The 22,420-nt window shown below is 39.6% G+C and carries 16 protein-coding genes; 13 read left to right on the forward strand and 3 right to left on the reverse strand.

Annotated elements, in window-relative coordinates; genetic code table 11:
* Window positions 1-54: 54 nt before the first annotated feature.
* The 3 genes from ASU03_RS07210 to ASU03_RS07220 all read right to left on the reverse strand — a co-directional run bounded on the left by ASU03_RS07210 (window position 55) and on the right by ASU03_RS07220 (window position 4,859).
* Window positions 55-2,901, reverse strand: coding sequence for a TonB-dependent receptor (locus ASU03_RS07210; protein WP_082627201.1), 2,847 nt, complete (start codon window positions 2,899-2,901; stop codon window positions 55-57).
* A gap of 244 nt (window positions 2,902-3,145) precedes the next feature.
* Window positions 3,146-4,258 (reverse strand): FecR family protein, encoded by a 1,113-nt coding sequence (locus tag ASU03_RS07215; protein ID WP_057831198.1) that lies wholly within the window; start codon window positions 4,256-4,258, stop codon window positions 3,146-3,148.
* Window positions 4,251-4,859: an RNA polymerase sigma factor gene (locus ASU03_RS07220; RefSeq protein ID WP_057831199.1), complete on the reverse strand. Its 609-nt coding sequence runs from the start codon at window positions 4,857-4,859 to the stop codon at window positions 4,251-4,253. The genes ASU03_RS07215 and ASU03_RS07220 overlap by 8 nt, the downstream gene beginning before the upstream one ends.
* A gap of 149 nt (window positions 4,860-5,008) precedes the next feature.
* On the opposite strand from ASU03_RS07220, the gene ASU03_RS07225 reads away from it, so the two are divergent.
* The 13 genes from ASU03_RS07225 (at window position 5,009) to ASU03_RS07285 (ending at window position 22,419) form a co-directional block, all read left to right on the forward strand.
* Window positions 5,009-5,689 carry a DUF2057 family protein gene (locus ASU03_RS07225; RefSeq protein ID WP_231731517.1) on the forward strand — a complete coding sequence of 227 codons (681 nt, stop codon included), beginning with the start codon at window positions 5,009-5,011 and terminating at the stop codon, window positions 5,687-5,689.
* A 59-nt stretch (window positions 5,690-5,748) separates the two neighbouring features.
* Window positions 5,749-6,588: an SIMPL domain-containing protein gene (locus ASU03_RS07230; RefSeq protein ID WP_057831200.1), complete on the forward strand. Its 840-nt coding sequence runs from the start codon at window positions 5,749-5,751 to the stop codon at window positions 6,586-6,588.
* Window positions 6,589-6,704: 116 nt separating this feature from the next.
* Window positions 6,705-7,187 (forward strand): GAF domain-containing protein, encoded by a 483-nt coding sequence (locus tag ASU03_RS07235; RefSeq protein WP_057831201.1) that lies wholly within the window; start codon window positions 6,705-6,707, stop codon window positions 7,185-7,187.
* Between the two features lie 72 nt (window positions 7,188-7,259).
* Window positions 7,260-7,547 (forward strand): hypothetical protein, encoded by a 288-nt coding sequence (locus tag ASU03_RS07240; protein ID WP_057831202.1) that lies wholly within the window; start codon window positions 7,260-7,262, stop codon window positions 7,545-7,547.
* A gap of 109 nt (window positions 7,548-7,656) precedes the next feature.
* A complete protein-coding gene (gene proQ / locus ASU03_RS07245; RefSeq protein WP_057831203.1) occupies window positions 7,657-8,319 on the forward strand; it encodes an RNA chaperone ProQ in 663 nt (220 codons plus the stop codon).
* Window positions 8,320-8,404: 85 nt separating this feature from the next.
* Window positions 8,405-10,456 carry a carboxy terminal-processing peptidase gene (gene prc, locus ASU03_RS07250; protein WP_057831204.1) on the forward strand — a complete coding sequence of 684 codons (2,052 nt, stop codon included), beginning with the start codon at window positions 8,405-8,407 and terminating at the stop codon, window positions 10,454-10,456.
* Between the two features lie 113 nt (window positions 10,457-10,569).
* A complete protein-coding gene (gene nhaC / locus ASU03_RS07255; RefSeq protein ID WP_057831205.1) occupies window positions 10,570-12,045 on the forward strand; it encodes a Na+/H+ antiporter NhaC in 1,476 nt (491 codons plus the stop codon).
* Between the two features lie 52 nt (window positions 12,046-12,097).
* Window positions 12,098-14,719, forward strand: a complete 2,622-nt coding sequence (gene pepN, locus ASU03_RS07260; protein WP_057831206.1) for an aminopeptidase N — start codon at window positions 12,098-12,100, stop codon at window positions 14,717-14,719.
* 84 nt (window positions 14,720-14,803) lie between these two features.
* Window positions 14,804-15,019: a DUF2835 family protein gene (locus ASU03_RS07265; protein ID WP_057831207.1), complete on the forward strand. Its 216-nt coding sequence runs from the start codon at window positions 14,804-14,806 to the stop codon at window positions 15,017-15,019.
* 376 nt (window positions 15,020-15,395) lie between these two features.
* The gene (locus ASU03_RS07270) at window positions 15,396-17,483 is read left to right on the forward strand and encodes a DUF1302 domain-containing protein (RefSeq protein ID WP_057831208.1); all 2,088 of its coding nucleotides are present in this window, start codon (window positions 15,396-15,398) and stop codon (window positions 17,481-17,483) included.
* A gap of 15 nt (window positions 17,484-17,498) precedes the next feature.
* Entirely contained in the window at window positions 17,499-18,872 is a 1,374-nt protein-coding gene (locus tag ASU03_RS07275) for a DUF1329 domain-containing protein (RefSeq protein ID WP_231731518.1), read from the forward strand.
* Window positions 18,873-18,989: 117 nt separating this feature from the next.
* The gene (locus ASU03_RS07280; RefSeq protein WP_057831209.1) at window positions 18,990-20,036 is read left to right on the forward strand and encodes a WD40/YVTN/BNR-like repeat-containing protein; all 1,047 of its coding nucleotides are present in this window, start codon (window positions 18,990-18,992) and stop codon (window positions 20,034-20,036) included.
* Between the two features lie 64 nt (window positions 20,037-20,100).
* Window positions 20,101-22,419 carry an efflux RND transporter permease subunit gene (locus ASU03_RS07285; protein WP_057831210.1) on the forward strand — a complete coding sequence of 773 codons (2,319 nt, stop codon included), beginning with the start codon at window positions 20,101-20,103 and terminating at the stop codon, window positions 22,417-22,419.
* The last annotated feature ends 1 nt before the right edge of the window (window position 22,420 follow it).

The raw sequence follows: 22,420 nt of genomic DNA on the forward strand, positions 1-22,420 counted from the left end.
CAGCTTTCGCTGCGCTTCTGCTATTTATAACAGCTAATAAATAACTCGATAAGGCTAGAACTTAAATTCAGCGCCAGCATAGTAGAAAGCACCATTAAAACCAAACGGTGCTGAGCGACGTGAATAAGTAAATACTCCAGGGCTACTAACAATAACGTTGCCATCAGCATCTACTATAGTGCCGGAACGTGAGTTACCTATGGTGTTTTTATCAGGGTAAACATCAAAGATGTTATTGCCACCAAGGTTAAATGATAGCTGTTCAGTTACTTGGTAATTAATACGAAAATCTGTTAATACTTCTGCGCCGTAGGTTTGTGTGCCACCATCAGTGATAGTATATTCACCATAGCGGTTAAAGGCTAAATTGATACTAATATCGCCGATAGTATAGAAGCCGTTTAAGCTGATCCTATCTTGTGGCTGCCATTCTTCGATAATAGAGACCGCTTGTTTTGAAAAAACGTCACTAGGCTCGATACTGCCCAAAGCACTGTCTGCGGGTGTATAAATATTTACCACATCGGTTTCAGTAAAGTTAGCCGCTGCGGTTAGGCTAAAATCACCGCCCATTAACTCAGTGTTCCAGGTGGCAATGATATCTATGCCTCTGGTTTCAGTATCGGCACCATTAAGGAAAAACTGACCTGCACCAGCGCCTGAGGCAATGAGCGCTGCATCTAAAGCCGGTGACAAACCTTGCCCTAATGAGTTACTCAACACGATACGATCATCTATATCGATTGAATACCAATCAATGGTTAAGTTTATTTCGTCAGTAATGTGGATTACCGTACCTAAACTGAAGTTGGTAGCTTCCTCTTCTTTTAATTCAGGAATACCAATGGCTTTGGCTAGGTTTGAGTCATTACGAAAAGTGCCCACTTGCACGGCAATTTGATCGCCGTTAGGGTTGTTCGGATCGGTTTGAAATTGGGTACTGATGTTATCGGTATACAATTGCTGCATTGACGGAGCACGGAAACCGGTACTTACAGCACCACGTAGAGCTATCCACTCAGTAACGGACCAATTAGCGGCAAGTTTGAAGTTAGTACTGTCACCAAAACCTTGGTAATCATCATAACGTACCGCGCCGCTAATAATTAAATCATCAATAATTTCAGTTTCTGCATCAAGATAAAAAGAGATAACATCACGGCTTTCATCTACTTCTTGCATAGGAGCAGTGCCGCCAAACCCTTGGGTACCGGCAGAGCGGTCATCGGGATATTTGCTACTGCCGTCCTCATTGGTATCATAGTCACGATAGGAGTATTCATCGCCAGCAGTGACTTTAAATTCATCGGTTCTAATTTCGGTGCCCATGGCAAATGAAAACAAATCAAAGTCTTGGGTATAATCAAGGTTTAAGGTTTGCAGTGATAACTCAAGGCCATAAGCCGATGCTTGGCGTGGAATAGCGGCGCGAATTTCATCTGCGGTTAAACTTGAGGTATAGCGTAGCGCATTAGCAAAAGAAGAGTTAATGGTATCGCTGGTCACATAATCAATATTATTTTTCCCATAGGTATAAGAAAAATCTAAAGTTGAGCCATCGGAGAATTCTGTTTGATAACCTAAGTTATAAGAAATATCTTTAATATCGGTATTAATTTTCGGTAAAAAACCCGCCAAAATGGTTGCATCACCATCTTGTAGCTGTGCATTACCACCGCTATTATTGTTGTGACGGAAAAATGCGGCTGATTCATTCTCGCGCTTTGAATAAGTCAAGAAACCGTACAGTTCACCATCACCTAGGTCGTAGCCGGTATTAATGATTAACGCAAATTGACTTGAATCGGCATCGCCAATTCTAAAGGTTGAACGGGTCGCTGTTGCCTCGCGTGGGTCGCCTAATAATAAGTCACCGTTAGCTAAGTCGGTACACCCTGAAAATTGACATGAGCCATGTAAGCCAGAGCGATCAGTAAAACCACGGTTTCTAAAGTTTAGGGTGGTATTTAAAAAGCCCTTATCACCTAAGCTAAACCCCTTGGAAATATCGACATTGGTGGTTTCACCATCACCTTCTGAATATTCGCCATAAGATAGTGCGACTTTACCGCCTTCACTGGCATCATTAAGGACGATGTTAATAACACCAGCAATAGCATCAGAGCCATATTGTGCCGCGGCGCCATCACGTAATACCTCAATGCGTTTGATTGAAGCCGCAGGAATAGCGTTCATATCCGTACCCGCAGTGCCTCGACCCACAGAGGTATTGAGGTGAATTAAACTGGCTTGATGGCGGCGACGACCATTGATGAGTACCAAGGTTTGATCTGGGCCTAGACCCCTTAATGTTGCGGGACGTAAGGCATCGGTACCATCACTGATCGATGAACTCGAGAAGTTAAATGATGGTGCTATGGCTTGTAACATACGACCGACTTCTGTTTGACCGGTATTGGCCAAGGCTTCTGCCGTTAAAATATCAACGGGTACGGGTAAGTCTTCGACCGAGCGACCGGCCACTCGGCTACCGACAATGGCTATTTTTTCTATTTCCTCTTCTTGTACTTGTACAGTTTGTTGAGCTAATACTGTTTGACTAGCGGCACCAAGTAAAATGGGGACTAGCGCGGCGTGTAAGCTTTTATTTTTCATTGCTATATATCTCTTATTATGTGAATCAACTTGAATGCTCAGTTGACCAGAGTTATTAACAACCGCGACTAGACCAGAGCCATGTAATAATTTTTTTAGGCCGGAGGTAATAGGATAATAACCTTTTAATGAATTTGCTTGATGTTGCTTGGTCAAATCAAAAGAAAATATAATGGTTTGATTGACCTTTTGGGCAAATGCAATTAAGGCTTTATCAGCTCGTTGTTTATCAATATCAAAGCGAATAAAATCCTCAGCATTGACATGGCTTGATGTTAATAACATTACCACTAGGGTGAAATTCACTAACAAGGCAGGTCTGAGCGAGGTTTGATTCAGACGAAATTGCTTTCGCCAACTGCGCAATAGTAATAAACAGCTAAGCAGGGGGAAATCCTCTAATTTATTTTATTATTTTTTAATATTAGTTTTATCTTGTTGCATGTTTGGCTAAATAGCCAGCAATATATAGCGGCTATTTAACTGATAAACAGAGAATAAATAGTAAGTTTTTAAGAAATAGCGATGGTTAGTTAGCCGCAGTGAGTAAAATTGTACCATCGGGTTTTTTACTAAAATTAATACCGAAATTACTCTGTAAGGATGATAGTAGACCGTCAATATCATCGGCTTTAAAATAGCCCGCGACTTTTATCTCAGCTAGCTCGCTATCAACAATTTCAAAACTACTGGTGGTATAACGGCTAATTTCAGCCAGTGCCATGGACAAAGGCTCCCCTTCAAAAATTAGCATGCCCTGTTGCCAGGCCAAATCACGGTGAATTTGATCTAAAGAGACTTTCTCTATGGGGGTTGTGCTAGTTGACGTTGCATGCTCGGCTATTAGCGCTTTTTCACCGGAAACAACTAACGTTGCCGCTAGTTGGTCGGGAGCAAAGCTAGTGTTAGCCTGTTTTAAGCTTTCTTTAAGGTCATTTACCGATGTTGTTGCTTGGGTGATTAATACTTTACCTTCGGTCACCACTAATTCCATCGCTTGGTTATGATGCCATTGGACATTAAAAACGGTACCCAGTGCGGTGAATGATTTTGCCCCGACAATCACCGTGAAAGGCCGATTATTATCTTTAGTAACATCAAAGCGAGCTTCGCCTTTTACTAAAGTAAGAAGGCGTTGTTCGGCATTGTAGGCAACTTCTATATGGCTGTTGGTATTGAGTTGGATCAGTGAGCCATCTTGTAAAGTAAAACTTTTTTGTTCACCTATTTTAGTTTTTAAGGTCTGAGTTTGGCTTAAATTTTGCTCATTCAATGAGGGCAAGAAGGGTAAGAAAGATTCATTAACTAGGGTATTGATACTTATTAGAGAGACCAGGGCAAAACTGGCTACTAGGGCAATAGTTGCTAACGTATGGCGTTTACCGGCTACTTTTGCCTGGGCTAACGGAAATAAAGCGCTTAACTCATGTAAAACACTTAAATCATCCCAAAAAGAAGCCATTTCAAGCAGAGTACTATGATGCTGAGAATTTTGATTACACCAAACAACAAGTTGTTGCTGTTCAACCGTAGTTAAACCACGGTCCATACGACTTATCCAAAGACAAGCAAGTTCTTGGATATTATTATCATTATTTTTATTTTTGCACTCTTGACTAAAGAGTTGGCTGACATTACCCATTCATTTTTCTCGATTTACCGACGGAGGTTTTTACTACAGCGCTTGGTGTTGGTTGTGCTACTTTTTTATCCTTAGCACTGAGACTATGACCATGAGGATGGTTCATTCGTTCCATAAACCGGGCACTTTTTAGTAGCCCCTGTGCTATGTGCTTTTCTACTGTGCTTTCACTTAACTTTAAGTAACTGGCAATTTCTTTTTGGCTTAAGCCATAAACCTTCTTTAGTATAAAACATTTACGCACTGAACCTGACAGTTGCTCGGTTGCTCGACAAAAAAATAAAAACTGCTCTTTACTTTCATAATCGTCTTCAACCTTAGTGCTAGTTAATTGAACAGGTGGCTCTGTAAAATCCTCTAACGAGTCTTTATATTTATTATCCCACTTGGCGACATGATTTAAGGCCAGATTTTTTGCGGTTTTTAGCATATAGCTGCGCACATATTTAATTTCTTGCTTTAAATCAGCTTCATAGGTTTTAACAAAGGTTTCTTGAACGATATCATCAATATCGTCAGGCTTGACGATATGACTAATTAAGAAGCTGATATGTTTTCTGGTACTAATAAATAGTTTTGCTAAGGTCGAGTTACTTGCCATCCATGTTTGCTCGTTACATATTAACTTAATTTGATAATAACCATGAGATTGAGTTAATGTCGAACTTAATCACATCTTTTTACTTTAATTTATTTGCTAGACAGTTTATAAAGAGTAATTACTTATTATCACCAACAAGGGAGCTAAGCTTGTTTCACATCACCCGCCGTACCCCTTTTTTCAACGACACACGGGTAAACTATCTTTGTGTCTGTGTCTTGTTCTCCAGTTTATTTACCTTTAACGTCAGTGCTACTAAGCTAACCATCGCTGATAATCTGCTAGTACGGGATATTGATGATAAAGCCGTTGAGCATGGTTTCTTTTCAAATAAACAAATCATGCAATTATCGCAAGGAAAACATGTATTAGTGGTTAAATATAAAGATGTTTTTGAAGATCTGGACTTTGCTGAAGAAAGGCTAGTGCAGTCGGATTCCTTCGTTGTTAAATTTACCGTTGATAAACAGCTAACACTAGTGTTATCGACTAACAATATTGCTGATTTAGCCGCAGCCGAACGTTTTGTTAAAACACCAGAACTCATCTTAGTAGATGAAGATAAAGAAGAAGTGGTGTTAGCGCTAGAAAAGTTAACTGACTATGAGTTGACTAAAAAGGTCAATCAAGTGATTACTACTTTGTCATTGCCCGTTGTTAGCACGCAGGGTGGTAACACCGCAATTAAGCTTGATACAATTGAGTACGATTTCAACAAAAAAGTGCTTAATCAAGTCGACGCTGTGCCCATGCTTAAATACTGGTGGCAAAAGGCAAGTCGTGTCGAAAAAGAACAGTTTATTAATTTTATCGATGCAGCTAAGCCATGAGAGCAGCGCGCTGCTCGGTAATAAGTGTCTACTTTAACCGCTTAATTTAAGGAACAAACATGCAGGTGTTATCTTTTATTCATTCTTGGATTCAAATAATAAGTGATTTTGTCGCACTTAAACGATTGCCGTCTTATTTTGCCTTCGTAGTGTGTATATTGCTGCCCAGTCAGTCTTATGCTTTTGAGCAGGCAGGCATAGAGGTGTCAGGTCAGGGCAGTGTTGTAGTTATCCCGGATCAATTTTCAATAACCTTAACCATTACCGAACGGGGTCGCCTGCCTAGTAAATTAAAGGCTTTAGTGGATAAAAAAAGTAATTTAGTGGTCAATGCCGCGAAAAACCTAGCAGTTAAAGAGACAAATATTTCTTCTGCCCGCGTTAATTTGCGTATTGTGGTAGAAAAGCCCTCAATTCAAGTACAAGGCATTGAATTGCATAGAGCGCGGCAAGCTAATGTTTATATCGATGGTCAAACTGTGAATCAGCAGACTAACAAGGGTAATCTTCATAAACAGCCATTATTTGAATTAAGCCGACAAATTACGGTGAAATTCAATGAACTAGCGGATTATGATAGCTTTTTAACACAAATTATTAAAATAAAGGTCAGTCATATATCATCACTGTCTATGACGGTAGCGGGACAAGATGAATTTTATCAACAGGCTTTATTAAAAGCCATTAGCCATGCACAACAAAAAGCACAGCGTATGGTCAAACAAGCAGGGCGGAGTTTAGGGCAAATATTACTGCTTAAAGAGCTGGCAAGTAACCATTATCGACCTATGTACGCTGAAGCAATGATGAGTGATGCAAGCCCTAGAGCACATACATCATTAATCGGTAGCCAAACAATTACGGCTCGTGTTTTGGTTAAATTTAGCCTTGAAGATTAGAAAAACAGTGATTAACTGATAATAGTTAGCTAATTATTCGATAAAAGCTTTAATTACCGCGTGTTTTTAGGTATGTTAGCGCTTTTTATTATAGCTTTCTTTAATGGTGCGTTTTAATGAGTAACCAAGCTGAGTTTTATCATGAGTTATTAGGGCAAACTAAAGCGCTAATAAGTAATGAATCTGATATTATTGCTAATATGGCCAATGTCAGTGCTTTACTCTTTGAACGTTTAGCGGAAGTGAATTGGGTTGGCTTTTATCGCCTTGTTGGTGATGAACTTGTGCTGGGTCCTTTTCAAGGTAAGGTTGCTTGTATTCGAATTCCACTAGGGCAAGGCGTTTGTGGTACATGTGCATTAACGGGTGAAGTGCAGCGTATTGCTGATGTACATCAATTTGATGGCCATATTGCCTGTGATGCAAGCAGTAATGCGGAACTGGTTGTGCCGGTGAAAGTAGCGGGTAAGGTGGTTGCTATTTTAGATATTGATAGCACTGCATTTGCACGCTTTGATCAGCAAGATGAACAAGGTATTATGTCAATAGTCAAAATGTTTGAGCAGAATATAACGGCTCAAAATGATACTAAAAGGTAATTATATTAAAAGTAACATCAAAAGTAACATTGAAAATCATACCGACAGTAAAAACATAAAAGTGAAGTTTTAATGAAAGAATTTGTGGTCATTCATGACTATCTAGTTACCCAAGAACTTGTTGGGGACTGGGATGGTCAAGCAGAAGAAGTTACTGAGAATATGAATGAGTTTTATCATACTATGTATGATTTAGCTGACGAAGATATCGAAACGGAACTTTTAGAACAGTTATTGTCGCTTATTTGGGATACTTGGATATGCCAAGACGTGATTGTTGATATCGAAACTGAAGATATATATGATTGGTGTAAGCATGTGATTGATAATCCAGAGCAACATCTTAAATCTGAAGAATAAAGAAAGATAAACATGGCGCTATTTTCTTGTTAGAGTGCTCTTATCAGAGTCATTCTAGTCGATAATTAAGTTAGCTTAATTTAATTTAAATTGTAAAAAAAGTGTATTTATGGAAACTGAAATTAAACGTACAAGTACAAAAGATATTATTGCTTATTTAGCTGAAAAATTCCCCGAGTGTTTTTCGATTAAAGGCCCGGTTAAGCCGCTTAAGATTGGTATATTCCAAGATTTAGCAGAAAAGCTTAACGATGATGAAACTGTCAGTAAAACACGTTTACGTCAAGCACTTAGACATTATACTAGCAGTTGGCGTTACCTTAAAACCATCAAACTTGGCACTTCTCGTGTTGATGTTGACGGTAATGAAGTCGCTGAAATAGATGCAGACCAAGCAGCATACGCCAGCAAAACGCTAAAAGAAAGCCAAGAAAAATTTGGTAACAAAAAAGCGACAGACAGCGAGGGCAAAAAAGCATATAAAGGTAAACAAGGCTCAACAGTTGCAGCAAGTGCTAAGCCAGTGGATAAAAAACGTGAGGCAGCTAAGTTTAAATCAGTGAAGTCTGCCAGCAAAACAGCGGTCAAAAAAGCCGTTGCGCCACTTAAACCGGTTGAATCAGCTACAATCAAAGTAGGTAGTAGCATAAAAGTACAGTTAGGTAATTCACCAATGAAAGCCACCATCACTGAAATTTCTGGTAAAGATATTAGTGTGCAACTTGACTCTGGTATGATTATTAAGACTCAACTAAAAAACATCTACATATAGCAGTAAAAATGTCGTCACTGCTAACGGGGGCGGCAGACTTAGCAAGAGAGTTAAGTCACATAGAAATTGAATAGGAAGTTAATGCATGCAAAAATTTTGTCGTATCGCACTCGCCGTATCTTTATCGTTAGGTTTGTCAGTCAGCGCCATTGCGTTTGAAAAACCACATACCCCGGAAGAGTTGCCTGTACTCATGCCAGAATCTCAGCATGCTACAGCAAGCAAGCGTATTACGGCACGATTTACCCGTGCACATTATAAGAAAGTTATCATTGACGATGTCCTATCAGCTGAAGTATTCGATCGCTATATAAAACAGCTTGATTATGCCCGTAATATTTTCTTAGCGACGGATATCGATGACTTTCAAAAATATCGGCTTGAATTTGACACCGTACTGACGCGTGGAAAGTTAGCTATAGCTTATGATATTTATAATTTAAATATGCAAAGGCGTCTAGAGCGATATCAGTATGCGCTTAGCTTATTAGCGGTTAAAGAGGATAAAAACCCGTTCGATTTCACCAAAGAAGAGCTTTACTCTTTTGATCGTGAAAAAGCTTCTTGGCCGACAAGTGAGGCCGAGCTGAATGAATTATGGCGCTTAAAGGTGAAGTCAGATGTGCTAAATCTGACACTAACCAAGAAAAAATGGCCAAAGATCAAAGAAGTGTTAACTAAACGTTATAATTACGCGATAAAGCGCTTAAAGCAGAGTGAAAGTGAAGATGTCTTTCAACTGGTGATGAATAGCTTTGCTCGGGTAGTTGAACCCCATACTTCTTATTTATCACCTCGTAATGCCGAACGTTTTCAAGTTGATATGAATTTATCCCTTGAGGGCATAGGTGCAGAGTTGCGTTCAATTGAAGATTATACTGTCATTCACCGTATTGTTACTGGTGGCCCAGCGGATAAATCAAAGCAGCTAAAAGCAAAAGATAAAATTGTTGGCGTTGCTCAAGGTGAAAAAGATTTTGAAGACGTCATTGGTTGGCGCTTAGATGATGTGGTTGAGTTAATCAAAGGCTCAAAGGGGACCACAGTACGCTTACAAATATTATCAGGCGACAGTGATGATGAAGCGAATATTAAGGTTGTCTCTATTGTTCGTGATATCATTAAACTCGAAGACAGAGCAGCAAAATCTGAGGTTTTCTTAGAAAATTCGGAGGATGCAAACAGCAAAAAATTGGGTGTTATCACCATTCCAAGTTTCTATAACAATTTGTCTAAAGACGTTAAAAAAGAAATCGCTAAACTCAAAGAACAGGGAGTAGAGGGGATTATCGTTGATTTACGTGGCAATGGTGGCGGTTCATTACCTGAAGCAACCTTACTTACCGGCTTATTCATCGATAAAGGTCCCGTTGTTCAAATTAGAGATGGTGCTAACCGTATTCAGGTACAAAGTGATAGAGATGGCATCAGTTATTTTGATGGCCCGTTAACGGTTATGGTCGATCGCTACAGTGCTTCTGCTTCTGAAATATTCTCTGCCGCCATTCAAGATTATGGTCGAGGTGTTATTATTGGTGAACATACCTTTGGTAAAGGTACGGTTCAGCAACACCGAGGTTTAGGCCGTGTTTATGACTTATATGAAAAGCCATTAGGCAGCATTCAATATACCATTGCAAAATTCTATCGCATTAATGGTGGTAGTACACAACATCGGGGTGTTTTACCCGATATTGCTTTTCCTACAGCGATAGATCCAGAAGACTGGGGTGAGAGTAAAGAAGAAAACGCCTTGCCTTGGGATCAAATTCAGCAAGCTAAATATACGCCGTTAAATGATTTAGGTAGCGATATCGACTATTTAACCTCACTGTATCAGCAGCGTATAAAGGATAACCCTGAATTTAATTATTTACTCGAAGATATTACTACATACCAAGCAGAAAAAGATAATAAAACAATTTCATTAAATTTTGCTACCCGTCAAGCTGAACGTCTACAACGAAAAAGTAAACGTTTAGTGCGTGTTAATGAGCAACTTGCGCTTTTAGGTAAAGATAAAATAACCGATTTAGATGATTTATCTGATGAACTTGATGATCTGGACCCATTTTTAGATGAAGCGGCTCGTATAACCTTTGATTTTATCTCTTTGGGTAAAATTGCCAAAAAATAACCTGTACAACAACAGCAAAGCCGCCCATTGAGGCGGCTTTGCTTTTTCACTTTCTATCGATAATCAAATTACTCTACCGTTAAATAACTACAATAAGAAAAGGTTTACATTTCATGTCCGAGTTAAATCAAAATAAAAAGCCCACTATGCTAGATGCTTTTATTCCTGTTATCACCTTGATTGCTTTACTTACTTTAGCGGTAACTTACTTTGGTGATAGCTCTTCATATGGACCTAATCAAATAGCACTGCTTATTTCCATGGGAGTAGCCGTAGTGATAGGGATAAAAAATGGTTATAACTGGCACGAGCTTGAAAAAGCCATTATTCATGGTATATCGCTGTCGTTAGGCGCAATTCTTATTTTGTTCGCCGTTGGTTCACTCATTGGTACCTGGTTGTTATCGGGTACAGTTCCTACCATGATTTATTATGGTTTGATGATATTAGACCCTGCCTGGTTTTATGCTGCGGCATGTGTCATGTGTGCGGTAGTTTCAATGAGTATTGGTAGCTCTTGGACAACAGCTGCAACTATTGGTGTTGCCTTGATTGGTATAGCGCAAGGTTTAGGTTTATCACCAGCCATCACCGCGGGTGCGGTTATTTCTGGCGCTTACTTTGGTGATAAAATTTCACCTTTATCAGAGACCACCAACTTAGCTCCTGCGATTGCCGGTAGTGAGTTGTTTGCCCACATACGTTATATGTTTTGGACCACGATGCCCTCTATTGCCACGGCATTGATAATTTTTCTATTTTTAGGCTTTAATGAAACTACCAGCAGTAACGATCAGTCCATCGACTTATTAAGCCAACAACTTAGTGAGCAGTTCAATTTGTCTTTGTTTAACTTAGTGCCCTTATTAGTTTTACTTGTTTTAGCCATTAAAAAAGTTCCGGCATTTCCTGCGGTGGCTATTGGTGCCTTGGTTGGTGGCTTATGGGCGGTAATTTTTCAACAAGACCTTATTTTACGTTTAGCCAATGGAGAAACTAACGTACTTACCGCTAATATCATGGTGGTATGGACCGCCTTTTTTGATGGTGTCAGTATTGAAACCGGTAATAGTGAATTGAATGACCTACTCAGTGGTGGTGGTATGTCTAGCATGTTAAATACGGTGTGGTTAATCATGTGTGCATTAAGTTTTGGTGCGGTGTTAGAGCATTTAGGCATGCTGAAAAAATTTGTTGATGTGATTTTAGCGTCTGCTAAATCAACGGGTAGTCTTATAGCCAGTACCGTTGCCACCTGTATCGGTACTAACTTATTAACGGCTGATCAATACATGGCTATTGTTATGCCCGGTCGCATGTATAAAGATGAATATCAAAAAAGAGGTTTAGATCCCTTAGTACTGAGTCGTACCCTTGAAGATGCGGGTACCATTACTTCACCGCTTATTCCGTGGAATACCTGTGCGGTTTATATGTCGGGTGTCTTGATGGTCAATCCACTGGATTATATGTTTTATTGTTTCTTTAACTGGATTAATCCTATTCTTGCGGTTGTTTATGGCTTTATTGGTTTTAATATCAAGACGCTATCTAAAAAAGTAAGCCAAACAGTAACTAGCACGTCATAGCTATAACGCGACGGCTTAATTTTAATTTATCTTTCCAAAGCAGGGCTCTATTATGTCATCTTCTTTATCAGACACCGCACCACGATTTTTAGCTGACTATCGACCAGCTGACTTTATTATTAAGACAGTAAACCTAATCATTACCTTAGATGATACTTGTAGCCAAGTTATTAGTGAGCTGACCATAGAGCGACAAAGCAATAGTAAACAAGCGTTGCAACTCAATGGTGAACATTTAACTCTCGTGTCCTTAGTGCTTGATAAGCAAGCCTTGAGTAAAGAACAATATCAGCTCAGTGATACGTTACTGACCATACCGGCAACTAGCTTACCGGACGGTAATAAATTTACTCTCACTATTACTACCGAGATTAATCCACAGGAAAATACCGCATTAGAAGGGCTGTTTAAATCTGGCGAGGCATTTTGTACTCAATGTGAAGCCGAAGGCTTCCGTCGGATCACCTATTATCTGGATAGACCCGATGTCATGGCGACGTTCACTACTAAAGTTATCGCCGATAAAACTTTATATCCCTATTTATTATCAAACGGTAATAAAGTGGCCGCGGGTGACTTAGCGAATAATAAACACTTTGTTACTTGGCACGACCCCTTTCCCAAACCTTGCTATTTGTTTGCTTTGGTTGCCGGAGATTTTGACTTACTTGCCGATAGTTTTATCACGGCATCAGGGCGTGAAGTTGCTCTAGAGATCTTTGTTGATAAAGGTAATTTAGCCAAAGCTAAACATGCCATGGTGTCATTACAAAAATCGATGGCTTGGGACGAAGAAACTTTTGGTCTTGAATACGACTTAGATATCTACATGATTGTCGCGGTAGATTTTTTCAATATGGGCGCGATGGAAAATAAAGGTTTAAATGTTTTTAACTCCAAGTATGTACTGGCAGATAGTCAATGTGCAACAGACACCGACTATTTTAATATTGAAGCTGTGATCGCCCATGAATATTTCCATAACTGGACCGGCAATCGTGTCACCTGTCGTGATTGGTTTCAACTGAGTTTAAAAGAAGGCTTAACGGTTTTTAGGGATCAACAATTCAGTGCACAAATGCATTCAAGTGCAGTGACCCGTATTCAAAATGTGCGGGTATTACGTTCGCAACAATTTGCTGAAGATGCTGGGCCCATGGCGCACCCGATACGACCTGAAAAAGTCGTGGAAATGAATAACTTTTATACCTTAACTGTTTATGAGAAGGGTGCAGAAGTTATTCGCATGCTGCATACGTTAATTGGTGTAGATAACTTTAGAAAAGGCATGGATTTATATTTTTCTCGTTTTGATGGCATGGCGGTCACTTGTGATGATTTCATCAACGCTATGAGCGATGCCAGTGCTAAGGATCTCTCTCAATTTAAATTATGGTATAGCCAGTCGGGTACTCCGGTAATTAAAGTACAAGAAAGCTATGATGCACAAACAAAGGTTTATAGCTTAACTTTATCACAGCAATCACCCGTAACTAAGAGCCAACAAGACCCGCAAGCGTTACATATCCCTATTAAAATTGAATTGATCAGTGAAAATAATGATAAAGCCGGGCAAAGTGCATTACTAGAGTTGACGCAAACAGAGCAAAGTTGGCAATTTAACGGCTTTAGCAGTAAACCGACTTTAGCCATGCTTAGCGACTTTAGTGCTCCAGTTAAATTGGTTTTTCAGCAAGACGATACCAGTTTACTCACCATTATCAAGCAAGCTAATAATAGTTTTTGTCGCTGGGACGCAGGGCAAAAACTGTTAATGTCCTATATCCAACAATTAACCTTTGACGCTGATTATGTCATCCCTAATGAGTTACTTATTGCCATTAACGAGATATTAACAGGCGATGGAGATCGTGCTTTTATTGCGGAACAACTATTATTACCTAGTTTTGATGAAGCCGCTAGCTTGATGATGGAGGTTGATCCCATTGCGCTTACTAGGGCAATAACGGCATTATCATTATTTATAGCCCAAGGCAGCCAAGACGAATTACTGGCTAGCTATCAAGCATGTCAACAGCTAGACCAGTCATCACCGAACCTAGTTGCTAATCGAGCATTAAAAAATGTTTGTTTAGCCTTATTAAGTTATTTACCTGAATACCAGTATTTAGTCACTCAGCAATATCAGCAAGCGACGAATAATGATGACATTCTCCAAGAGAATATGACGGATAGTTTGGCCGCGTTAACGTGCTCAGCAAAACACAACTTAGTGGACTTAAAGCTGCAACTGCAACATTTTGAGCAGAAGTGGCTACAAACGACATTAGTGATGGACAAATGGTTTGCCTTAAGTGCTAGTGTGGTGAGTGAGGATATTTTTACTCAACTTGATGATTTATTGATGCATGCACAATTTAGTTTGAAAAATCCAAACCGGTCTCGCTCTTTAATTGGTGCTTTTGCTATGAATAATCCTAAGTATTTTCATTGTCCAACAGGACGAGGTTATCAATTTTTAGCCGAGCAAATTGCGAAATTAAATGACATTAATCCACAAGTGGCTTCAAGACTTATCACTCCACTCATTCAATACAAAAGTTTTGCCCCAAGACATCAAAAATTAATGAGGTCAGAGTTAGTTAAATTGCAGTCATTGCCGAAGTTATCAAGTGACTTAAAAGAAAAATTGGATGCTGCGCTACAAGACTAAACAAATTTAACTGCCCGTATATCACGGTTTAGTAACGTACTTATCACTGCAGATGAGTGCGTTACTGCTATATAGTATAAAGATATGAAATATTACTTCTCACTCAATATAACCACAAGTGAATTCCTGCCTTATTATCAGGGCACTGTGCAAAATGTCGTGGTGACTACGACCCAAGGTATTAAAGTCCAATTCCCTGCTATGCACCTACGAAAGTATCTTACTGCCACGGGTATCAAAGGTGACTTTTGTCTACAAACGCAACAAAATAAGTTTTTAACCTTAACTAAAGTTAAATAAAGCACTTAAACATCTTTTAATAGAGTAAACACTTGAAACAGTGGTCAGACCATTCCTTGTTTGATTTCAATGCATGAAGATAAACAAAATATCGTTATTTCATGAACTTATAAAACAAACAGGGATTTGTATTATTTTGTTTTTAAACGCTAGTTTTAAACGCGGTATTAAACCACTAGGGGCTATCAATGCAAGTCATTAAATTATAGCGCTTTAACTCTAGCCTTTACGCTTGCTACCTAAGTCAAATGATGTAATTATTGATGCCGTTAGATAAACAATAAAACAAAAGCTAACTTTTGATTACATTTATAAAGATGAACTTTCGCTGATATTTTATCTTTTAGTATCATGTTTTGAACAGGGGAGAGAATAGATGAAACACAAGCTTCAACATGGCTTTGCCAAAAAACCTTTAGCTGTAGGTGTTGCTGCTGCGCTTTCGATATCATTGTTAACCTCAGTGGTTAATAATGCTGAAGCAGCAAGATTTGAGTTGGGTGATGTAGAAATCAGTTTTGATTCCACCTTTAGTATTGGCTCAAGCTGGCGTACCGAAAATAGAAATTGGAATGACAATGTAGGTAAGTCTAACAATGTCAATAATGGCCTTGATTTCAGTAATTACAATATATTCTCTCCAGCTATACCGAAAGAAGATATTTGGGCACAAGGTGCGGGTGGCTACTCTACCAATGGTGATGCGGGCAACTTGAACTACAATGCAGGCGAAAGTTTCTCTCAAATATTTAAAGGTGTGCATGAATTAGACATTCACTATCAAAATATTGGTATTTTTGTTCGTGGTATGTATTTTTATGATTTTGCCATGATGAAGGACGATAGAGCATCGTCTAATTCGCTTACCGGTAAGGTATTTGACCCCTGTCGTGACACAAAGGCGAATGAGCAAGTCTGTCATGATGTTCGTTTACTTGATGCTTATGTTTACGGAGATTTTGAAATAGGTGAAATGCCTTTTTCAGTACGCCTTGGTGATCAAGTGATTAGTTGGGGTGAAAGTACCTTAATTTCTCATGGTATTAGTGAGATAAATGCTGTTGATATTGCCCGTTTACGTGCACCAGGTGCCGAATTAAAAGAAGCCTTTATTCCGGTTGGTACCTTATGGGGCTCATTGGGGGTTACCGATAACTTCAACATTGAAGCCTATTACCAGTATTCTTGGGAAAAGACCATACTGCCACCACCAGGTAGTTATTTTTCTACCAATGATTTTGCCGGTGATGGTGGACAATATAATAATGTCCAGTTAGGTTTTGGCGGCAATCCTGATATGAATTTAGATTACCTTATGTCAGGTCTAAATGAAATTGGCGCTGCGGTTAGAGCAAAACAGATTTCACCCGAGCAAGCGGGGGCAATGTATGCGGCTTATGCTGGTAACATAACTTTAAGAGCACCTGGCTCAAAAGCTGAAAATGAACCTGATGGCGGTGGCCAATATGGTTTACGCTTATCTTGGTTTGTCCCTGAGCTAAATGACACCGAATTTAGTTTGTACCATGTCAATTATCATAGTCGCCGGCCAATATTTTCAGGCGTTACCGCAGATTTTGGTGCTGTCGCTGGTGATATTGGTATGCTAGCAACCACGATAATCACAGAAGATAACTACACCGATTTAAAGACATTCTCTCGTGTTGAACTGGATTATCCAGAAGACATTAAAATGTATGCGTTAAGTTTTAATACTACTATAGGCACTACTGCGGTTGCTGGTGAGGTGAGCTATCGTCAGAACGAGCCGTTGCAAATAGATGATGTAGAATTGCTATTTGCCGCTGTGCCACAGCAGCTTTACAATTCAGGTAATCCAGCATATGACTCTTTAGACAATGTCTCGCAAATGAAGAGAGTTGATGGCTCAAACTATGGTCCAGGTGAAACGGCGCAAGGCTACATTTTATCCGATACGGTGCAAGCACAAGTGACCTTAACCCATTTGTTTGGCCCTACTATTGGTGCCAGCCAGTTAGTTGGTCTAATTGAAGTGGGCGGCATTAATATTAATGATATGCCTGATCAAAGTACATTGCGCTTAAATGGCCCTGGTACCGCGCGTAGTGGCGGTATTACGGATAGTTCAGGTAATCTGTCTGGTCTTAATATGGTCTTACAAGGCGGTATTGAGAGTAATCCTTTCCCAACTGAGTTTGCTTGGGGTTATCGTGCCGTTGCCAAACTTGACTACACCAATGTTATTGCCGGTATCAATATTTCACCACGAGTAGTATTTGCTCACGATGTCAAAGGTATCACACCTGATCCATTGTTTATGTTTATTGAAGATAGAAAGTCAATGTCTTTAGGTTTGAAATTTGATTACCAAAGTAAATGGTCAGCGGATTTAAACTACAACAGTTTCTTCGGTGGTGTCGGCACTACCAACCAGATGGAAGATCGTGACTATGTATCTTTCAGCGTAAGTTATTCAATCTAATTTAAGGCAGTAATCATGAGCAATAACATGAATAAAGTCACATTATTATCATTGTCCATCTCCATGGTCTTATCAACAGCTGCTTTAGCAAAAATACCTAGCGAGCAAGCGGCAAAGTTGTCAGCGGAATTAACGCCAATGGGCGCAATACGCGCAGCGAATAAAGACGGTTCAATTCCTGAATGGACCGGAGGCATTACTAAAGCTCCCGCGGGATATACTGTTGGTGATCATCATCTTGACCCATATGCTAATGATAAAATCGAGTTTACCATTACCGCCGGTAATCTTGATAAATACAAAACATTGTTAACACCAGGCCAAATTAAATTATTTGAGACCTATCCTGATACTTATAAGATGAATATTTATCAAACTCATCGTAGTGCCTCTTATCCTGAACATGTTTATCAAGCGGTTAGAAAAAATGCCACACGTTCTGAATTAGTTGAAAACGGTAATGGCATCAAACAAGCGGCCGTGGGTATTCCATTTCCTGTGCCGGCAAACGGTCTAGAAGCTATTTGGAACCATACCCTACGCTACCGTGGTGAAAGTGTTATTCGTCAAGCGGGCCAAGCATCACCAACCGCATCAGGTAGTTATACGTATGTGGGTTTAAAAGAAACTTTATTATTGCCATACAATGTTAAAGGAGCTTCTCCTGAGGAGCTCGAAAAAACGAATATACTGTTTAAATTTAAGCAAAAAGTAACAGAGCCTGCTCGCTTAGCTGGTACGGCACTATTAGTGCATGAAACCATGGACCAAGTGAAAACACCTCGACAAGCATGGACTTATAATACCGGTCAACGTCGTGTTCGTCGCGCGCCAAATGTTGCTTATGATGCGCCAGGTACAGCGTCAGATGGTTTAAGAACCACCGATGATTTTGACATGTATAATGGGGCACCAAATCGTTATAACTGGACATTAAAAGGCAAGCAAGAATTATATATTCCTTATAATGACTATCGACTTCATAGTGATAAAGTAAAATATGATGATATTTTGCAGGCCGGTCATATCAACCCGGACCTTGTTCGATATGAAAAACATCGTGTTTGGGTAGTTGAGGCTAACCTTAAAGAAAATACTCGTCATATCTACAAGAAACGTGTCTTTTATATCGATGAAGATAGCTGGCAAGTGGTGGTAACGGATATTTATGATAACCGTGATGAGCTGTATCGTGTAGGTGTTTCTCATACCATCAATTATTATGAAGTACCAACACTTTGGTCGACGCTTGATGTCTTTCACGATATTCAATCACGCCGTTATATAGCCTTAGGTTTAGACAACGAAGAGAAAATGTATGACTTCTCGACCAAGCTTAAAGAGCGAGACTTTACTCCCGCCGCGCTAAGACGCGAAGGTCGGAGATAATCAGTAACAAGGAAACGGCTGACAAATGTTAGCCTTTTTTTTTAGCGCTTGATTTAATATTTAGTTAAGTTTTACATTCTTGTAATTTTAAGAAAAATCAAAAAGAAAGAGTTTTTTATGCGTTTACTAGTTGCTTTTGCAGTTATTTTTATTAGTTCCATTTTCCCCGTTTGTGCTGATGACAAATCGGCAACGTTTGCTACCTTAGCACCAGCACCAGCACCAGCAACTGAATCTGCTTTAGCAAGTAAATCACTATTATTAGACATCGCACCTATTGGAGCAAATAAACTGGTTGCAGTAGGGCAGCATGGACATATCTTACTGTCTATTGATGGGATGAATTGGCAGCAAGCCAATGTTCCGGTACAGGCAACCTTAACCAGTGTCTATTTTTTAAATGAGCAGTTAGGCTGGGCTGTTGGTCATGATGCCACGATACTACATAGTCAAGATGGTGGCCTTAACTGGAAGATTCAACAATACTTACCGGCCCTTGAAAAACCCTTGCTAGATATTTATTTTAAGAATGCGCAGCAGGGGTTAGCTGTTGGTGCTTATGGACAAGTCTTTCGCAGTAATGATGGTGGCACGACTTGGCAGAGTGAGTTTCATCAGGAATTTTTATTAGCAGATGATGTCGATTACCTTAAGGAACTTAAAGCCGAAGATGAAGAGGCATATCTCGATGAAATATCCTTTATTTTACCGCATTTCAATGGCTTAGTGCACGATGGCCGGACTTTATTCCTATTAGGGGAGGCAGGTTTACTGGCTAAAAGTAATGATTTTGGCCTGACTTGGCAACAATTTGATAGCTTTTATCAGGGCTCATTTTTTTCTATGGGCAGAACTAAGCAGGGTAATATTTTAGTCGCTGGTCTACGAGGACATGTTTTTCGTAGTTTAAATAATGGTCTGCAATGGCAAGAAATTGCTACTAATACCACGGCATTACTCAATGATATTGTCTTTGCGGATGATGAACGTATTTTTGTGCTTGGCAATAATGGTATGTTACTTATTAGTAACGATGATGGTGAAAGTTTTCATCAACGACCGCAACCAGATGGTAAAACCTTAATTTCAGGTGTCTGGTTTAAAGGGAAATTGTTGGCTGTATCCGATGTTGGCATTAAGGTACTGGATTTACCTAAACAGTAACAAGCACTCGCATAAAAACAAATTTAATCATTAAAAATATAATAAAGTTCGGAATGATATCACTATGAAAATTTCTCTGGCTAGTCGTCTTGAAGTAGGCCTATTTCGTCATAAAGTATTGGTGTTAATGCTATTTGTAATCACCAGTGCATTTTTTATTTTTCAAGCAACTCAAATTAGGCTCGATGCTTCGTTTACCAAAAATATACCGTTAAATCATAGCTACATGAAAACCTATTTAAAACATAGGGCGAATTTTGGTGGTGCTAATAATATTCTTATTTCAGTCTGTGATAGTGGTGGAGATATTTTTAATGGCGACTTTTTTAAGTCCTTAAAAGGCGTGCATGACAAGTTATTCTTTATTCCTGGTGTTGATAGGATTCAAGTGAAGTCACTATTTTCACCCAATACCCGTTTTGTTGAAGTTGTTGAAGATGGTTTTGCTGGTGGCCCTGTTATTCCCGCGGATTTTCAAGCAACGCCCCAAGGGCTAGCTATCGTAAAGGGCAATATTGAAAAAGCAGGTATAGTCGGTAGTATTGTTGCTGATGACTACAGTTGTGCCATGGTTAAGGCCGCTTTATTAGATATTAATCCTGATACTGGAGAAAAATTAGATATTCTAGAAATCGCCGAAAAGCTTGAACAGGAAATTCGTCAAGAGTTTGAGCACGGCAATATAACGGTACACATTATTGGCTTTGCTAAAATGGTGGGCGATGTTGCTCAAGGCGCGAAAGGGGTGGTGTTATTCTTTGCCCTTGCCATCGCCATTACTGCGGTCATGGTCTACCTTTTTTGTCATTCAATTCGTTTAACCATTCTACCTATCATGTGTTCATTAGTAGCTGTTGTTTGGCAACTGGGCATGTTATCGACCCTGGGCTTTGGCCTCGATCCTATGTCTATATTGATCCCCTTCTTGGTGTTTGCTATTGGCGTTAGCCATGGAGTACAGATGATAAACTCTGTGGTTAAAAAGGTCGCCATAGGGCTAACACCCGCATCAGCGGCGCAAGCAAGTTTTCGAGCCTTATTGATCCCAGGGGGGGTTGCCTTACTTTCAGATACCGTCGGTTTTTTAACCTTACTATCCATTGATATTGGCATTATTAAAGAGTTGGCTATCACCGCTTCGATTGGTGTGGCGATGATCATTTTGACTAACCTTATCTTACTGCCACTATTACTTTCTTATACTAAAATTAAAACACCGGCGAAAGTCGGGCAGTCAACTGAAGAAAGTGTCGTTTGGACATTTATAGCCAGCTTTGCTACTAAAGGTCCTGCCACCGTGATATTGGTCCTTACCAGCATTTTATTTGTGGTAGGCTTTTATCAAGGGCAAGATTTGAAAATTGGTGAGTTACATGCAGGAGCCCCTGCGTTACACGAATCTTCACGATATAATCAAGATACTTTCTTAATCACTGACAGGTATGCCATCAGTGTCGATTATATGTCGGTTATTATCGAAACAACTGAAAATGCATGTACCGACTACGATATCATGGCGACAATAGATAGATTCCAATGGCAAATGGAAAACGTTGCCGGTGTGCAATCTGCGGTTAGTTTATCGTCTATCTCTAAATTGGTGAATGCCGGCTATAACGAGGGTAATCCCAAGTGGCGAGTTATTCCTCGTAATCAACACACCCTAGTACAGTCAATTGCCCGTGTCCCTTCATCTAGTGGCTTGTTAAATAATGATTGTAGTGTTATGCCAGTTATCTTGTTTTTAGAAGATCACAAAGCAGATACCATCAATACTGTCATTACTGCGGTGAACGCGGCGGCAAAAGAATTGGGCAGCGAACAGGTACAATTTAAGTTAGCTTCTGGCCCCGTTGGCGTGATGGCAGCAACCAATGAAGCCGTTGCCGAAGCACAATTACCTATGATGCTTTATGTTTATGGTGCGGTTATTTCGTTATGTTTACTGAGTTTTAGAAGTATTAGAGCAACATTAGTGGTGGTGTTGCCTTTATTCGTGGTCTCTACCTTAGCCCAGTGGTTAATGACCGTACTTGATATCGGTTTAACGGTATCCACTTTGCCGGTTATTGCCTTGGGGGTTGGTATTGGTGTTGACTATGGTATTTATATACTCTCCACTATGAGCACTAAGCTTAACGAAGGGTTTAATGTCCATGATGCTTACCTTGCGGCTTTAAAAGAACGAGGCAGTGCGGTACTTATCACTGGTTTAACGTTAGCGATAGGTGTTTCAACATGGTTTTTCTCGGATTTGAAATTTCAAGTTGATATGGGCATATTATTAACCTTTATGTTCTTGGTTAATATGTTAGCCGCTATTATTATTTTACCGGCACTGTCAGCCTTCTTATGGTCAAATAAAAACAGGGATGAAAATTAGG

The sequence above is a fragment of the Colwellia sp. TT2012 genome, assembly GCF_001440345.1.
Lineage (GTDB): Bacteria > Pseudomonadota > Gammaproteobacteria > Enterobacterales > Alteromonadaceae > Colwellia.

Bases quoted from the DNA above. Each gene is read 5' to 3' on its own strand.
- proQ (WP_057831203.1), top strand. From the start codon at position 7,657: ATGGAAACTGAAATTAAACGTACAAGTACAAAAGATATTATTGCTTAT.
- pepN (WP_057831206.1), top strand. From the start codon at position 12,098: ATGTCATCTTCTTTATCAGACACCGCACCACGATTTTTAGCTGACTAT.
- ASU03_RS07265 (WP_057831207.1), top strand. From the start codon at position 14,804: ATGAAATATTACTTCTCACTCAATATAACCACAAGTGAATTCCTGCCT.
- ASU03_RS07210 (WP_082627201.1), bottom strand. From the start codon at position 2,901: ATGTTATTAACATCAAGCCATGTCAATGCTGAGGATTTTATTCGCTTT.
- ASU03_RS07275 (WP_231731518.1), top strand. From the start codon at position 17,499: ATGAGCAATAACATGAATAAAGTCACATTATTATCATTGTCCATCTCC.
- nhaC (WP_057831205.1), top strand. From the start codon at position 10,570: ATGTCCGAGTTAAATCAAAATAAAAAGCCCACTATGCTAGATGCTTTT.
- ASU03_RS07270 (WP_057831208.1), top strand. From the start codon at position 15,396: ATGAAACACAAGCTTCAACATGGCTTTGCCAAAAAACCTTTAGCTGTA.
- ASU03_RS07235 (WP_057831201.1), top strand. From the start codon at position 6,705: ATGAGTAACCAAGCTGAGTTTTATCATGAGTTATTAGGGCAAACTAAA.
- ASU03_RS07230 (WP_057831200.1), top strand. From the start codon at position 5,749: ATGCAGGTGTTATCTTTTATTCATTCTTGGATTCAAATAATAAGTGAT.
- ASU03_RS07280 (WP_057831209.1), top strand. From the start codon at position 18,990: ATGCGTTTACTAGTTGCTTTTGCAGTTATTTTTATTAGTTCCATTTTC.
- prc (WP_057831204.1), top strand. From the start codon at position 8,405: ATGCAAAAATTTTGTCGTATCGCACTCGCCGTATCTTTATCGTTAGGT.
- ASU03_RS07215 (WP_057831198.1), bottom strand. From the start codon at position 4,258: ATGGGTAATGTCAGCCAACTCTTTAGTCAAGAGTGCAAAAATAAAAAT.
- ASU03_RS07285 (WP_057831210.1), top strand. From the start codon at position 20,101: ATGAAAATTTCTCTGGCTAGTCGTCTTGAAGTAGGCCTATTTCGTCAT.
- ASU03_RS07240 (WP_057831202.1), top strand. From the start codon at position 7,260: ATGAAAGAATTTGTGGTCATTCATGACTATCTAGTTACCCAAGAACTT.
- ASU03_RS07220 (WP_057831199.1), bottom strand. From the start codon at position 4,859: ATGGCAAGTAACTCGACCTTAGCAAAACTATTTATTAGTACCAGAAAA.